The organism is Microcoleus sp. S36a_B3 (assembly GCF_036700745.1).
Classification (GTDB): Bacteria; Cyanobacteriota; Cyanobacteriia; order Cyanobacteriales; family Microcoleaceae; genus Microcoleus.
In genome coordinates this window covers 17,983-33,080 of sequence record NZ_JAUBPN010000013.1, presented here as the reverse complement: position 1 = coordinate 33,080, position 15,098 = coordinate 17,983, and the positions used below count along the sequence as shown (strand labels likewise).

Sequence of the window (15,098 nt, the reverse complement as noted above, 5' to 3'; positions counted from 1 at the left end):
ATGTGTCCCGCAAAACAGCTTAATTTACATTAAAAATCGTCCTCTGGTTCTACAGCAATATTTCTGTTTTCAAGTTCTTCTATAAAGACTTTGAAACTCGGATTGTCTGGGTAACTGGCTATTAAAACCTTCTGCTTGCAGTATTTGCGGGCTATTTGTCGATAGTAGTCAGGATTTTTAGCATTGCGATCGATTGTAAAACTATCTTTTCTACTAAGCTGCTGGTTTAATGTATCCAAACAATTTATCAACTTAGATTTTCTCTTATCTGTATAGTACAGCGGCAGCAACCAGCACTCAATAGAATGTACGGATATGGCAAATACGATCCGCTGTTCGTATTTTATGTAAAAATCTTCCCCTATCAAACCTTTAAACTTATCGATGACTTTTTCAATCAACTGCTGAGGAGTTAACTCACCATTTTCATCTTGCTTGAGGATATTATAATCTTCTGAAACATCAGTATCTATTTGGATAATGATATATTCGATAAATTGAAATGCTTCCTTAAAATCTGTTGACTCGCAGTAAGCAATAACTTGACTCCAGCCTCCATAATTATGAGATTTATCATCATCATCTTTATCTCTTTCTGGTTGAAGCGGTCTAATATCTAGATCGGGGTTATTGAAATATCCTGCTAAAATACTTTCAATCACAATCTGGTCAGTCAATCCCTCAGTAATTAATCCGAAATTAGTCATATTAAAAATTCTTAGGAAGTCCTCCGATATAGCCTCTCAAAAAAGCCTCTGATAATTTTACAGGTTCCTGTCCTTCGAGAGGTTCAGGTTTGAGAATGCGTCTGGCTTTAGTATGTCCTAATTGGTTGCGGTAGATCACAAACAGCCGCTGTCGATCATCATCTAAATCTAAACCGTCCAAAACTGCCGGGTTGTGGGTTGTGAATATAACTTGTTTGTCGTGTTTTTTTGCTAATTCGACTAATTCTTGGATTAATCTGCGACACAATCTGGGGTTGAGCGAAGCATCAATGTTATCTATTGCAAAAAATTTAGGTGTGATATCGCTAATAAATAAAGCAAAGTAAAATAGCAAGAATAAAAAGCCTTCATTAGAACTTCTTTGGTCAAAATAAGCTAAATCTGGATCTAAGTATCTATCTTTAATTTGAAGTGAGTTTTGAATACTTGATAAATTTAGAGGAGATTCAACAAAATCTTGAAACCAATCTATCAGTTGCAGCTTTTTTTTAATTTCATTAAGCTTCTGTTGGTTATCTGAACTCAAAAACTTTAAAAGTTTAAACAAACCTTCTCCATTAATTCCTAATGGTTGGATCTGTCCTTCTTTTTCAAAAGTTCGTAAGGCTTGGTTTTCAGGAGAATAAATTATAAATTCTTGTATAGGTATTTTGAAATTTGTTATGGTAGATACATAATATTGATTTTGATTAGATACAAAAATATTGTAGTCTAAAAGACTGTCTTGTCGTTGTTGGCGAAAGGCTTTTTCTAAATCCACAGGGTTTTCTGAAGTCTTATAGTAATTGTTCTCACGTTTGCTCCATTTAGAATAGGGTTGGTTGTTATTTTGTAAAACAAATTTTATCTCAGCATTATTTCCACTAAGTTCAATGCCGATATCTTTAGCTAAATTTTCCTTTTCAAAAGCCGATCGCATTAATTGAGGTTCTGTAACTCTGATACCCCTAGATGCTAAAAACTCGTTATCCAGCTTATCATCAGCCGCCGCAGAAGCCAGGGCGATCGCCTCTAGGATATTACTCTTACCGCAGCCATTTTCACCAATCAATACGGTGACTCGTCCTAATTCTAGCTTCAGCTTGTGAATGGACTTATAATTTTTGATTCTGACTTCTCCAATCATAATTCAATCTCATATAATCTGAGTGTACTCATTGTATCTCCGATCGCATGAATCTCAAAGAACGCCTGCACAGCCACCTAATTCAAATTGTACGCGATCGCAACCCATACCTCGCATCCGAAGGGCATTTTTATGCTCAGCAATACATCCGCGAACAATTCGGACAGTGGGGAACTGTAGAAATCGACGATTTTGCGGTGCGCGGGCGAATTCATCACAATTTTATCTTGGATTTACCCCCCTCCGAAAAGGCTGGCAAGCAGGGGTTGCTGCCGATTATAATAGGTGCTCATTACGATACTGTGCCGGGGACGGCTGGGGCTGATGATAATGCTACTGGGGTGGCTGTTTTGCTGGAACTCGCTAGGGCGATCGCACTTCAACCGCTACAATATCCAGTACAATTAGTTGCCTTCGATATGGAAGAAGCAGGTTGTTGGGGTAGCAAGCATCATGCCGCTAAATACAAACAACAGCAACAGTCAATTCGGTTGATGATTTCTTTGGAAATGTTGGGTTATTGCAACAACAAACCCAACTCTCAAAGCTACCCGGCGGGACTGAAATATTTTTATCCGAATATTGGTAATTTTATTGCTTTAATCGGGAACTTACGGACTGTTCGCGATATGATGGCCTTGAGCGGAAATATCCGCAAATCGGGTCAAGCTTGCGAGTGGTTGCCGGTGCCGAATCGAGGTTTGATTGTGCCGGATACTCGCCGCAGCGATCATGCTCCTTTTTGGGATAATGGTTATCCGGCGATTATGGTGACGGATACGGCTAATATGCGGAATCCGCATTATCATCAAGCGAGTGATAAGATTGAGACTTTGGATTTGGATTTTCTCGCGGGTGTTTGTGGGGGGCTAATTGAGGCTATTCGATATATATAGCAGTTTTATTTTAACGAACCGCGAAGGCGCGAAGAACCTGTTTGGCGAAGCCGTTCCCGAAGGGTAGGAAGGAAAGAGAAGATGAGAAAAAAAGATATGAATTCTGTTGTTTCCGATCGCACTTCTTGGCAATTCTGGATCGATCGGGGTGGTACTTTTACCGATATAGTAGCCCAAAAGCCGGATGGTAAGCTCGTAATTCACAAGCTGCTGTCGGAAAATCCCGATCGCTACACCGACGCAGCAGTGCAAGGAATTCGCGATATTTTGGGGATTGGGGCGGGGGAATCGATCCCGGCGGGGGAGATTGCAGCGATTAAAATGGGTACGACGGTGGCGACAAATGCTTTGCTGGAACGTAAGGGCGATCGCACTATTCTACTAATTACTAAAGGTTTCGGCGATGCGCTGAGAATTGGCTATCAAAACCGCCCGAATATTTTTGCCCGCCACATTATTTTACCAGAAATGCTGTACGATCGCGCGATCGAAGTTGCCGAACGCTACAGCGCCAGAGGTGACGAGTTAATGGCTGTGAATTTGGATTTTATCCCATCTTTGCAGCAAGCCTACGATGAGGGAATTCGCAGTTGTGCGATCGTATTCATGCACGGCTACCGCTACTCGGAACACGAAAAAAAAGTTGCTAAGATAGCCAAAGAAATTGGCTTTACTCAAATTTCAGTATCTCACGAAGTCAGCCCTTTAATGAAGTTAGTTTCGCGGGGAGATACTGCGGTTGTCGATGCTTATTTATCTCCGATTTTGCGGCGTTATGTCGAACAAGTAACGAGTCAATTATCTGTAGTGGCGGTGGATGGTGCGGGCCCGCCCTCCTCCTCCTCGCCCTCCCAGCCCCCTAAATTAATGTTCATGCAATCCAACGGCGGCTTAGTAGATGCCACCAAATTCCAAGGAAAAAATAGTATTTTATCCGGGCCGGCTGGGGGAATTGTCGGCGCGGTTCAAACCAGCATAAAAGCAGGTTTCGATAAAATTATTACCTTTGATATGGGCGGAACTTCGACAGATGTCGCCCATTTTAACGGCGAATACGAACGGGAATTTGAGACGGAAATTGCTGGGGTGAGATTGCGATCGCCCGTGATGGCAATTCACACTGTAGCAGCCGGCGGCGGTTCAATTGTCTTTTTTGACGGGGCTCGCTACCGTGTCGGGCCGGAGTCTGCAGGGGCCAATCCTGGGCCTGCTTGCTATCGCAAAGGCGGCCCCTTGACGGTGACTGATTGTAATGTGATGTTGGGGAAAATTCAACCGGATTTTTTCCCGAAAGTGTTTGGATTGAATGGAGATTTGCCGATCGCCCCTGACGTAGTAAACCAAAAATTTGGGCAACTAGCGGGGGAAATTGGGGGCGAGAGGACGGCCGAAGAGGTGGCGGAGGGTTTTTTGGCGATCGCGGTGGAAAAGATGGCAAATGCTGTCAAAAAAATCTCGCTTCAGCGCGGTTACGATGTTTCGGAATATACATTGTGCTGTTTCGGCGGTGCGGGCGGCCAACACGCTTGTGCGATCGCCGATGCTTTGGGCATGAAACGGGTATTTATTCACCCTTATGCGGGTGTGTTGTCGGCTTACGGTATGGGTTTGGCTGATGTGCGGGCTATTCGGGAAAGGGCGATCGAGCAACAATTAAATGCAGAATTATTAGCTGATTTGCATTATATTTTAAGCGAATTGGAGGCTGATGGAAAGAGGGAATTGAACCGCAGAGGCGCAGAGAACACAGAGAATGAGTCAGAAGTTTTAGTTGTTAGCAAGTTGCGCTTAAAATATCAGGGAAGTGACTCGGTTTTGGCGGTCAATTTTGCTGACAATATTGAGGCGATGCAGACTGAATTTGAAGCAGCCCACCGACAGCGTTACAGTTTTATTATGCCAGAAAAACCGCTGATTGTGGAAGCGGTTTCGGTGGAAGTTGTAGAAAGAATGGATGTGCCGGAAGCCTCCACAATTTCCCCCTCTGGTGGCAGGGGCATCTTGCCTGTGCAACCAATTTCAACCGTGCAAATGTATGTTGCTGGCGGGTGGCGGGAAACGCCTGTTTATCAGAGAGACGATTTGCGATCGGGCGACTGCATAGAAGGCCCTGCTATCATTGTTGAAGCAACGGGAACTAATATCATAGAACCGGGCTGGGAAGGGGAAATCACCGAAAATAACGATCTAATTTTGAACCGCATATCCGCGCCTATCAACGCAGATAATACCAGTTATTATGGTGTTGAATTAGACCCGGTTTTGCTGGAAATTTTTAATAATTTGTTTCGGGCGATCGCCGAACAAATGGGCGTCACATTGCAAAACACAAGTTCCTCAGTCAACATCAAAGAACGTCTCGACTTTTCCTGTGCAGTTTTCGACAAAAACGGGCAATTAGTTGCCAACGCGCCGCACATTCCCGTGCATTTAGGTTCGATGAGCGAAAGTGTAGAAGCTTTAATTTTAGCACAAGGCAATGCGATTCAACCGGGCGATGTTTATGTTTCTAACAATCCCTACAACGGCGGCACACATTTACCAGATATCACCGTTATTACTCCAGTATTTGCTGATGATTCCTCCGTTCCTTTGTTTTATGTTGCCTCGCGGGGACACCACGCCGACATCGGTGGCATCACTCCCGGTTCCATGCCTCCCAACAGTACCATAGTAACTGAAGAAGGTGTATTGCTGGACAATTTCCTGTTAGTAAGCGAGGGCAATTTTCGAGAAAAAGAATTACTAGAAATTCTGACAGCGGGGAATTTTCCGGTTCGCAATTCTGCTCAAAATATAGCCGATTTGCAAGCACAAATTGCTGCTAACAAGCGTGGCGCAGAAGAACTGCTCAAGATGGTAGAGCATTATGGATTAGAGACTGTGCAAGCTTATATGGGCTTTGTGCAAGACAATGCGGAAGAGTCGGTACGCAGGGTAATTGATGTGTTGCAAGATGGCGAGTTTACTTATCCCATGGATAGCGGCGGACAAATTAAGGTAGCGATTACAATTGACAAATCTGCGCGCAGTGCAAAAATAGATTTTACTGGCACTTCCGGTCAACAAACCAACAATTTTAATGCTCCGGCTGCGGTGTGCAAAGCCGCTGTTTTGTATGTTTTCCGTACATTAGTAGATGACGATATCCCTCTAAATGCGGGCTGTTTGAAACCTCTTGAAATCATCAATCCCGAAAGCTGTATGCTGAATCCTCGCTATCCGGCGGCGGTGGTGGCGGGAAATGTGGAAACGTCGCAGAATATTACGGATGCTTTGTATTGTGCTTTGGGAGTGATGGCTGCTTCTCAGGGAACTATGAATAATTTTACCTTGGGAAATCAGCGCTATCAATATTATGAAACTATTTGCGGGGGTTCGGGTGCTGGTGCAGATTTTGATGGTACGGATGCGGTTCAAACTCACATGACTAATTCGCGTTTAACAGACCCAGAAGTATTAGAATGGCGCTTCCCGGTGTTGTTAGAAAGTTTTGCAATTCGGGCTAATAGTGGGGGGAATGGATCTCATAGTGGCGGTAATGGAGTTGTGCGGCGAGTGCGGTTTCGGGAGGCGATGACGGCGGGAATTTTATCGGGGCGGCGGGTGATTTCTCCTTGCGGTTTGAATGGGGGTGAAGCGGGGAAAGTTGGGCGGAATTATGTTGAGCGCGTTGAGGGAAAAGTTGAGGAATTGGGGAGTACGGCGAGTGTGGAAATGCAGCCGGGGGATGTGTTTGTGATTGAGACTCCGGGGGGCGGAGGATATGGTTGTTGTATAAAAAGTTAAGAGGGGTTTACGTTTTCAACTGTTGACCTCTCTCGCTTTTTCGGCTACACTGTGTTTAGAAAATAAATTCAACTACAGTCTATAATAGGGCGGGGGTGAAAATGGAAGGTGTACAATTATCATTTTCTCTGTTTCCTGAAGAACCAAATAACCCAGAAAATTACTTTACTCGAAAACGGTCATGGTCAGCAGCTAAACATCGGATTATGCTGAGGTATATTCAGTCTTATTGTTACAATCTGGGCGGTAATAAAGCTTATCAATCAGAGTCTCTAAATTATGTCGATGGGTTCGCAGGAATAGGAAAATATACAGAAGGAATAGGCATTGAAGATTTTGTAAAAAATTCAAAATTTTGGTCAAGTAAGTATGAACATGATTTTGAAAATACCGATGGTTCACCCTTAATAGCTCTTAAATGCGCTAAACTCTTCCAAGAAGAGAAGCGGGTAAATTTAAAATGTTTCTTTATAGAATCTAAGCGTGATTTCAATACAAAGCTCCGTAAAAATTGTGAACCTGTAGGTGAGGGATTGTCATATAAAATATATAAACCTCAAACATTTGAGGTTGCTTTTCGTGAGCTAATGACCGACTTAGAAAACTATCCTACCTTATTTTTTCTTGATACGTTTGCTGTTAAAGGAATGAATTTCGATAATATATGTGAGATAGGAAATTATGTAAGTCAGTATAAGGGCGAAGTATTTTTGCTTTTTCACAATATACAAGTAGCTCGTAATGCTGGGCAGTACAAAACTACCTATGCTGATTCTAAAAAACAAAAAACTGCCGAGAGTTATATGAAAAATTTGACTACGCTTCTAGGTGCTAATTCTGATATAGAGTGGAAACCAAAGTGGCTGGAACTAAAAAATGAGCCTCAAAAATTTGAAAGGTGGGCGCTGGAATACTTCAAGGAAAGAATGAGAAAAGAAGGAGGTTTTAGAGGTGTAACTAGCTTTGAAATTAAGGAAACTTATAATGATGTCAGACCTCAATACAGTATTGTAGTCGGCAGCAATCATCCAGAAAAAGCATTTGGTCATTTTCTGAATGATTTTGTTTGTGATGAAGATAAATTATTATTTTTTCAAGATAATTATCAAGGAATTGAAAAATTTCTTGATAAAGAATGGGAAGCAGAACAGAAAAGACGCATCGCTATAATTAAAACACAATCTATCCAAATTTTGCGTGAATTCAAATCAGAATGGAAATCTTTTGAAGATGTAATTACTCATATTATTTTAAAATTGAATGATTTGGGTTGTTTAAAAAGAACTCAGTATTACAACGATATTCTAGGTTCACTGTATCAAGAAGGGATGTTAGAGATACAAAAACCTGGTTCCAAAAAGCCTTACACACTAAATAGTTTGTTAAAGATAGTAGAATAATATGATTATTAAATTTTAGTTGTAATAATTGCTCCTCTGTTACTAGCATTTATTCATCTTCGATCATCTAAGCAATTTTTGTCTCTGTTTATTCTCAGCTTTTGGCATCTCATCCCAAATTTTATCATCGAGAAGTCTCCCAGCAGCTTTAGGTGTTCTACCTCCCCATTGCTTGAAGAAAAACGCGACTCCAGCCTCCTGACACTGATCCCTAATACTTTGCGCCCATTCTACCTGCATCGGACGGTGTTTTTGCCCCGACTCTCCACCAACTATTACCCAATGAATTCCGGTTAAATCAAGCTGTAACGACCCTAAAAGTGGTTCGCACGATAGGAATCTGACTTTTGCAGGTACTTGTCGCAAACAGTCAATCCTGTTAACGTAGTTTTGATTTTCAACAGACACGCCCATCCAAATATTATCAGACCATTCAAGTTGAGGCGCTAACTCTACTAAACGTTTATCTCGCTTGGTAAGGATTTGATAAATGTGATGAGGAGTTTCACGCATTACATCAAAGACTTGTTTCAAAAAATCAAGAGAAATATCTTCATGGAACAAATCGCTCATTGAATTAACAAAGATACGACTAGGCTTTCGCCAACCTCTAGGTTCGTTCAAACGCTTGGGGTGTTCTTGAAAAGTAAACCCGTTAGGAAAATTAGTATGGAAACGCTTTGTTAATGCTTCTGCATAACAATGAGTGCAGCCGGGACTGACTTTATCGCAGCCAGTTGTGGGATTCCATGTGCGATCGCACCATTCGATACCAGTATTAATGCTAGACATACAAGAATCTTACCCTTGAAACAATAAATTATCTTTTGATGTGCGCTGGATACATATAGTTTATATGTATCAATTTAGATTGATGCAGCATCGCCTACAACTCTATTATATAATTAAATTGACGTAAATATCAACAAGTTTTAAGCAGTTGCATGAACTGTAGATCCTAGTGTAGAATCATGCTGCACCAGCATTTATTCCCACAACCTTTCCAGAACAATTGTGCAAACACCTGTTTTTTCCGAACTAAACCATCCTGTGGTTAAATCCCTGTTCCACCACAGCGATCGCGAATTATTGACTTTGTTTCAAAACCATCCCGATCAAGGTCGCTTCTTCACGGCAATTTTTTGCCGCTACGCTCAAATTGTCCACTCCCTGATCCGCCATTCCGTGCGATCGCCCGTACAAGGCGATTACCTGTTCGCCCACACTTGGCTGCACATCTATCACGAGCTCCGAGGCCTCGATTTGCGCCACGAAATCCCAGAGTCTGATGGCGAAAATCTCAGCCTCCAAAACTGGCTGATTAATGTCACCGCTATCTGCATCAATCAAGCCGAATTGCCACCTGTAGAGTCGATTCACTACTCCTTGCAATCCGCTCCACCTCCCCTCTGGTGTTACGTCAAACAAGCCTTAGAATTGTTGGCTCCGCTGCCGCGTTTAGTCGTGTTGATGGCTCAGACTTTCCGCTGGAGCGAAACACGAATCGCAGCTTATTTGCAAGCAGAAGGTGAAGCAATTTCGCCCGCTCAAGTCAAGGCTTTGCTCCAAAAAGGATATCAAACTTTAGAATCAAATCTGCCGGAGGATATTCGCGCTATTTATCTAGATGAACCTCTAGAATATCAACAAGCACTTGTCTAGCAGCCGATAATTCCGCTAATATCAATTATTCTTCAGTATCGCGTTGCGCGGACTTCGTTTGACAAGAAGCGGTTTCAACCGCCTCCTTCTTAAACTCGGAAATAATATCAGAGGTGGAAATGGCAATTTATCAAGTTCGGCTGGTGAATGAAGCTCTCGCCCTCGATCGCACGATCGCCGTACCAGACGACCAGTATATCTTAGATATAGCAGAAGATGCCGGCATCCGCTTGCCCAATGGATGCAAGCAAGGAGAGTGTTCTGCTTGCGTTGCTAAACTGCTCAGTGGTGAAATCGACCAAAGCGAACAAAAGTTTTTGAAGCCGTCAGAATCGCAAGCTGGCTACGCTGTTACCTGTGTAGCTTACCCACTTTCTGATTGTACTTTGTTAACGCATCAAGAACAAGTTTTGTATCAAGCAGCTCTTTATTTTAAGTAATGCAAAGTTCTTGATTCTTGAGTCTCGCGTTGCGCGGACTTTGTTTGTATAGTCACGAATTCTATTCGCCGATAAAATCGTTATCAAAGCAGATTTAGTTAATAAAAGGTGCGCGCAGCGCGCACCTTTTATTAATACTTAAAAATCAGCTAGGACTGACGCTCGACCTGAAGCAATTGCAGAACTCGCTGGAGCGGAATTTCTGCCAAATCCAAGCGGTACTGGAGTTCATCTGACAACTCAGAAACCGCTTTTTCTAAGATGTAAGCATTCAGCAAAACTTCCAATTCCGGTACAGATTTTGGCAAGAAACTTGCATCCGCTGCTGTTGACAAATAGCTCTTGAGAAAAGTCAGGCTAACCCAGCGGTGCCAAACATTCGCCCACTGCTGCATTTCAGGTAAGTTTTCAGGGCGGATCATCCCACTTTCTACTTCGTTCTGCAGCGCCATAGTAACGGCGTAATTGAAAGATTGCAGCATTCCGGCAACATCTCGCAAAGGCGACCTCTTCATCCGCCGCTCGCTTAACGGTCGATTCCGTTCTCCTTCAAAATCAATAATTACGAAATCTTTCCCTGTATACAGAACTTGTCCGAAATGAAAGTCTCCGTGACAGCGAATTCTGTCGGCGGTGATTCTCAAGTTCAAAATAGACTTGAAACGTTCCATCAGCAAGTCTTCGCGGTTGAGAAGAGTTTGTCCCAACTTTTGCGTTTCTGGCGGCAGTTTAGACAGCCGCTTTTTCAGCAACAGCAAAGTTCTTCCTGCCAGATTTCTCATGTATTGATAGATGGAACGCTGGTAAAATGAGGTGAAATTTTCTGGAGCAAAAGCGGGATCTTCTGTGTCCGAAGCTAAAGCCAGGTGGAGTTCGGCTGTCCGCTGACCTAAAAGTTCTGCTGATGCGAAGTAAGAGCCGATTAGTTCGCGAGCTAATGCGGGTACTTCTAGGGATAAATCGGCTAGTAGCGAGCTTGACTGTCGCATTTGTGCGGTCAAAGCGCTGGGTAAATAATCTTCGGGGGAAGTAGATAAAATATCGCCTGCATACTTTGCTTCTACTGCCATTACTTGCTCGAAATAGTCGCGCAGCGAGTCTAATGTATAAGACAAAGCATCCCTGCTGTCGGGGATTAGTTTTTGCAGTATTCCGACTGTAACTGGTTTTTGACCGGCTGTGCGATATTTCAATTCTCCGGCAATGGGAGCGTAGTTTTCGAGCGACTGGCTATTGGTTAAAAAGCGTCCGATTTCTAATTCTGGGTTGATTCCTTCCTCGAATTTTCGCAAGATTTTCAGGACTAACCGATCGCCGTAACCGGCCGATGTATTGCTTTGTTCTTTTTTGAACAGGTACGGTTCTAGTTGCGATAAATCTTGTTCTGAGTTCAAGAAATTGTCGGCAATTCCTACGAGTTCGCCCGCTGTACCTTGGTAACTGGCATTGGTGGCGATCGCCCCCAGCAGCTCGCTCAGAAAACCTTTGTCCCCCGCAGCATCAAATAGCACTCCGACTTCCTTGGTTTCTGAGAATTGCAGGCGCGCGATCGTCGGTCGATCGTCCGGCTCGTTTTTGAGTTCTTCCCAACCTAAAGGCAAAACGTAAGTTTCCGCCATACCTTCGGTATAATTCAAATGCAAAAACAGAATGTAAACCGTAGATTGCTCCCCGGCACTATTTTTATATCCAACAGGTACAATTTCCTTAATTTCTAATGATTGAATTATCCTGTCTGCACCGCTAAACCAGCGATTGGATTGCAAGTAATTCGGCAAAAGAGAGATCAACATATTGTTGAGCTGACTTTTAGGAGAAAAAGCAGTTTCCCAAGTACCGACGATCGCCAAACTCGGCAAATCTGTATTCAAACCGTTCACCGAAAAATCCTCTTGCTTGACAGTAAGAGTAAACCAGTAAAACGTGTGAGGGCTCAAGCTCAAAAAATAAGGCGATTCGCCAACTGGCGGAAACTCAGTCCGGCCGAAAATCTCCACCGGAACAGCACCTTTAAACGGCGAAAGGTCTAATTCTGCCGTCTGGACGAAGCGGGATAAATTAGTCACTACGAGGATGTGTTCGTCTTGATAGGTGCGAACAAAAGCTAAAACTTTGCGGTTTTCTGGATACAGAAACTCGCAAGTTCCGCGACCGAATGCTTGGAAGCGCTGGCGCACAGCAATCAAGCGTTTCATCCACCACCACAGAGAACTCGGATTCGCCCGCTGCGCTTCCACATTAACAGATTCGTAGTGATATTCAGGGTCAACAATTGGCGGCGCGTACAGTCGCTGCGGGTTGGCGCGGCTGAAACCGGCATTGCGATCGCTACTCCACTGCATCGGAGTTCTCACCCCGTTGCGATCGCCCAAATAGATATTGTCACCCATGCCAATTTCATCGCCGTAATAAAGCACCGGCGTACCAGGAAGAGACAGCAGCAAAGCATTCATCAACTCAATCTGGCGGCGGTTGTTTCCCATCAGCGGAGCCAAGCGGCGGCGGATACCCAAATTAATTCTCGCCTGAGTGTCTTGAGCGTAAACCCGATACATATAATCTCGGTCTTCATCGCTCACCATTTCCAGCGTCAATTCATCGTGATTCCGCAAAAACAATGCCCACTGACAGTTATTAGGAATCTGCGGAGTTTGCTGGAGAATGTCGCTAATTGGAAAGCTATCTTCCATGTGCAAAGCCATAAATAGACGCGGCATCAACGGAAAATGAAAGTTCATGTGACATTCATCCCCAGCCGAATAATATTCAACCGCATCTTCCGGCCACTGATTCGCCTCCGCTAGCAGCATCCGGTTCGGGAATTTTTCATCTACGTGCTGGCGCAACTGTTTGAGGAAAGCGTGAGTTTCTGGCAAGTTTTCGCAGTTAGTACCCTCGCGCTCGTACAGGTAAGGTACAGCATCCATTCGCAATCCGTCTACGCCCAATGCCAACCAGAAATCTACCACATCTAAGATGGCTTGGCGAACTGCCGGATTGTCGTAATTCAAATCGGGTTGGTGGGAATAAAAACGGTGCCAGTAATAAGCTTTTGCTACCGCATCCCAAGCCCAATTAGATGTTTCAAAATCTTGAAAAATAATCCGAGCATCTTGATATTTTTCCAGCGTGTCGCTCCACACATAAAAATCTCTTTCGTTACTGCCTTTCGGAGCGCGCCTCGCTCGCTGAAACCACTCGTGCTGGTCGGAAGTGTGGTTAACAATCAACTCAATAATGACTCGAATTCCCCGCTGGTGCGCTGCTTCTAAAAGGTTTTTAAAGTCATCTAAGGTGCCGTAAATCGGGTTGACGGTGGTATAGTGAGATGTATCGTAGCCGTCGTCTCGGAGCGGTGAGGGAAAAAATGGCAGTACCCAAATGGCGGTTACTCCCAAGTTTTGCAGGTAATCTAGTTTTTTTGTCAGTCCTTGAAAGTCGCCGATGCCGTCTGCATTGCTGTCGGCAAAAGCGCGAATTGGTACTTCGTAAATGATAGCATCTTTGAACCACAAGGGATCGTCATTTAACATTGAGATTGCCATAATTTGTTTGGGTAATTGGTAATGGTTATTTGGTAAGTGAGATTTAGTAATTAAGATTTGTTGTTTCAAATCCAAACCGATAGATTATAACTCATATCTTTGCCCAGTTCCTCATGCTAGTGGCATAGTTTTAATCGTAAATTTTAAACGCAAAAATTATAAATTCTTAACTAAAATTTCATCATAAGATGCCATGAATTCTGCGATCGCGGATACAGCATAAAATTCGAGTCTGGTGGCGCATGCTGCATCGGTGCGCGCTAGCAGACGCTACATACTGGTGGCGCGGCAGGCACTACACGCGCAAATTTCCGGTCAAGTCCTGTCACCTTCTCTCAGTTTCCTCAAAGGTGTGGTATTTACTACCTCCCGGACGGTTGCCACGCAAATACACTACCTTGACATTCTCATTCACAGTTTGTTAGATTTCTTTACATAACGCAACAAAAGTTAAGGAAAAACAGCCATGACTATCGTAGTCGCCCTTTTAATCGTCGGTTGGGTAGCAGCCTCAGTGATTGGCACTCAAGCATACTTCCTCGGCGAACAGTCAAAGCCCATCCACGATCGCAACTGGAACGACGAATCTTTTGAACAACTAGCAAAAGCTGTGACTGGAACAGATATTGATTACAGCGTTCGCGTTCCGGCTTACAGCATGGATGCTTACACCAGCCGCACGATGGGCAATTAGTAATATTAAGTAGCAGGCTTGACTATTTTGAATAACAGGCTTTTTGGCCTGTTCCACAAGCAGATTAATTTTTGTGGAACAGGTAATAAATAATTATCGAAGTGTAATCGGCAAAATTCTCACCCTAGAGCGCGTTTCATCCACAGAAATGAATGCCCCCGACTCAATTTGTGCCTCAAATTGATGGAACACTTCCACAATCAAACTCTCTATATTAGCAGGCAGCACGTCTTGAATACGTACTTGAATGACACGCTAGAGCATCAGCTTGGGTTGCGGCCAGCAGTGCGCCAAAATCTAAATCATGAGTGAATACGACATAGTCATTTACTCGCGCCCATTCCATAATAACACGATCTGTGGCACGAGGATCGCCGACTGTAGACCAATGAAGAGACTCTATTCCGTATTTAGTTACGATAGTCCATTCAGGTGACAGATTCATATCAATCAAAATTTTCACGCTATTTTGAGAGGAATTTCTACTTCTTCAACTCGCCAGGCTGCATAAGCAAGCGCTTCATATATATCTGCTTCTTCCAGGTAGGGATAGGCCTGCAAAATGCTTGACGGTGAGTGTCCCGATGCCATCAGTCCGACTATCGTGCCAACAGTGACTCGCAAGCCGCGAATGCAGGGTTTTCCACCCATTACTTCGGGATTCAGAGTGATTCTAGTTAGTTGTTTCATGATTTTAAACTACCAGGCTTTCTGGGCTGTGCTACTAGAAAATTGATTGTTTGTGGAACCGGCCATAAAGCCATTGGTGTCAACTTAAGCCAGAAAAATTTTGTATCTTTCGTTTATAGCCTAGGCCA

The 15,098-nt window shown here is 43.6% G+C and carries 13 protein-coding genes; 7 read left to right on the top strand and 6 right to left on the bottom strand.

What is annotated here, in order from left to right; all coding sequences use genetic code 11:
* Positions 1 to 29: 29 nt before the first annotated feature.
* Both QUA01_RS15590 and QUA01_RS15585 read right to left on the bottom strand, forming a co-directional pair.
* A complete protein-coding gene (locus tag QUA01_RS15590) occupies positions 30 to 707 on the bottom strand; it encodes a phage tail protein (RefSeq protein WP_333090567.1) in 678 nt (225 codons plus the stop codon).
* 1 nt (position 708) lies between these two features.
* Positions 709 to 1,854: an AAA family ATPase gene (locus QUA01_RS15585; RefSeq protein ID WP_333090565.1), complete on the bottom strand. Its 1,146-nt coding sequence runs from the start codon at positions 1,852 to 1,854 to the stop codon at positions 709 to 711.
* A gap of 47 nt (positions 1,855 to 1,901) precedes the next feature.
* Between QUA01_RS15585 and QUA01_RS15580 the strand changes: the two genes are divergently transcribed.
* The 3 genes from QUA01_RS15580 to tcmP all read left to right on the top strand — a co-directional run bounded on the left by QUA01_RS15580 (position 1,902) and on the right by tcmP (position 7,939).
* Entirely contained in the window at positions 1,902 to 2,750 is an 849-nt protein-coding gene (locus QUA01_RS15580; RefSeq protein WP_333090564.1) for a M20/M25/M40 family metallo-hydrolase, read from the top strand.
* A gap of 96 nt (positions 2,751 to 2,846) precedes the next feature.
* Positions 2,847 to 6,539, top strand: a complete 3,693-nt coding sequence (locus tag QUA01_RS15575; protein ID WP_333090562.1) for a hydantoinase B/oxoprolinase family protein — start codon at positions 2,847 to 2,849, stop codon at positions 6,537 to 6,539.
* 101 nt (positions 6,540 to 6,640) lie between these two features.
* Positions 6,641 to 7,939, top strand: a complete 1,299-nt coding sequence (gene tcmP, locus QUA01_RS15570) for a three-Cys-motif partner protein TcmP (RefSeq protein WP_333090561.1) — start codon at positions 6,641 to 6,643, stop codon at positions 7,937 to 7,939.
* Positions 7,940 to 8,002: 63 nt separating this feature from the next.
* Here the strand turns inward: tcmP and QUA01_RS15565 are convergent, their stop codons facing one another.
* Positions 8,003 to 8,731 carry a DUF5131 family protein gene (locus QUA01_RS15565; protein ID WP_333090559.1) on the bottom strand — a complete coding sequence of 243 codons (729 nt, stop codon included), beginning with the start codon at positions 8,729 to 8,731 and terminating at the stop codon, positions 8,003 to 8,005.
* A 222-nt stretch (positions 8,732 to 8,953) separates the two neighbouring features.
* On the opposite strand from QUA01_RS15565, the gene QUA01_RS15560 reads away from it, so the two are divergent.
* Together QUA01_RS15560 and QUA01_RS15555 are read left to right on the top strand one after the other, a co-directional pair.
* A complete protein-coding gene (locus tag QUA01_RS15560) occupies positions 8,954 to 9,601 on the top strand; it encodes an RNA polymerase sigma factor (protein ID WP_333090558.1) in 648 nt (215 codons plus the stop codon).
* Positions 9,602 to 9,720: 119 nt separating this feature from the next.
* Entirely contained in the window at positions 9,721 to 10,041 is a 321-nt protein-coding gene (locus QUA01_RS15555) for a 2Fe-2S iron-sulfur cluster-binding protein (protein WP_333090556.1), read from the top strand.
* A 149-nt stretch (positions 10,042 to 10,190) separates the two neighbouring features.
* Here QUA01_RS15555 and treS read toward each other — a convergent pair whose 3' ends face one another.
* Positions 10,191 to 13,574 (bottom strand): maltose alpha-D-glucosyltransferase, encoded by a 3,384-nt coding sequence (gene treS / locus QUA01_RS15550; RefSeq protein WP_333090554.1) that lies wholly within the window; start codon positions 13,572 to 13,574, stop codon positions 10,191 to 10,193.
* Positions 13,575 to 13,821: 247 nt separating this feature from the next.
* Between treS and QUA01_RS15545 the strand changes: the two genes are divergently transcribed.
* Positions 13,822 to 14,025 (top strand): hypothetical protein, encoded by a 204-nt coding sequence (locus QUA01_RS15545; RefSeq protein ID WP_333090552.1) that lies wholly within the window; start codon positions 13,822 to 13,824, stop codon positions 14,023 to 14,025.
* Between the two features lie 27 nt (positions 14,026 to 14,052).
* Positions 14,053 to 14,280 carry a photosystem II protein, Psb35-related gene (locus tag QUA01_RS15540; RefSeq protein WP_333090550.1) on the top strand — a complete coding sequence of 76 codons (228 nt, stop codon included), beginning with the start codon at positions 14,053 to 14,055 and terminating at the stop codon, positions 14,278 to 14,280.
* A gap of 214 nt (positions 14,281 to 14,494) precedes the next feature.
* Here the strand turns inward: QUA01_RS15540 and QUA01_RS27445 are convergent, their stop codons facing one another.
* Together QUA01_RS27445 and QUA01_RS15535 are read right to left on the bottom strand one after the other, a co-directional pair.
* On the bottom strand, positions 14,495 to 14,743 hold the full coding sequence (locus QUA01_RS27445) for a DUF5615 family PIN-like protein (RefSeq protein WP_442921554.1): 249 nt from the start codon (positions 14,741 to 14,743) through the stop codon (positions 14,495 to 14,497).
* Positions 14,740 to 14,970, bottom strand: coding sequence for a DUF433 domain-containing protein (locus tag QUA01_RS15535; RefSeq protein ID WP_193972510.1), 231 nt, complete (start codon positions 14,968 to 14,970; stop codon positions 14,740 to 14,742). Before QUA01_RS15535 ends, QUA01_RS27445 begins: the two co-directional genes overlap by 4 nt.
* Between the last annotated feature and the right edge of the window lie 128 nt (positions 14,971 to 15,098).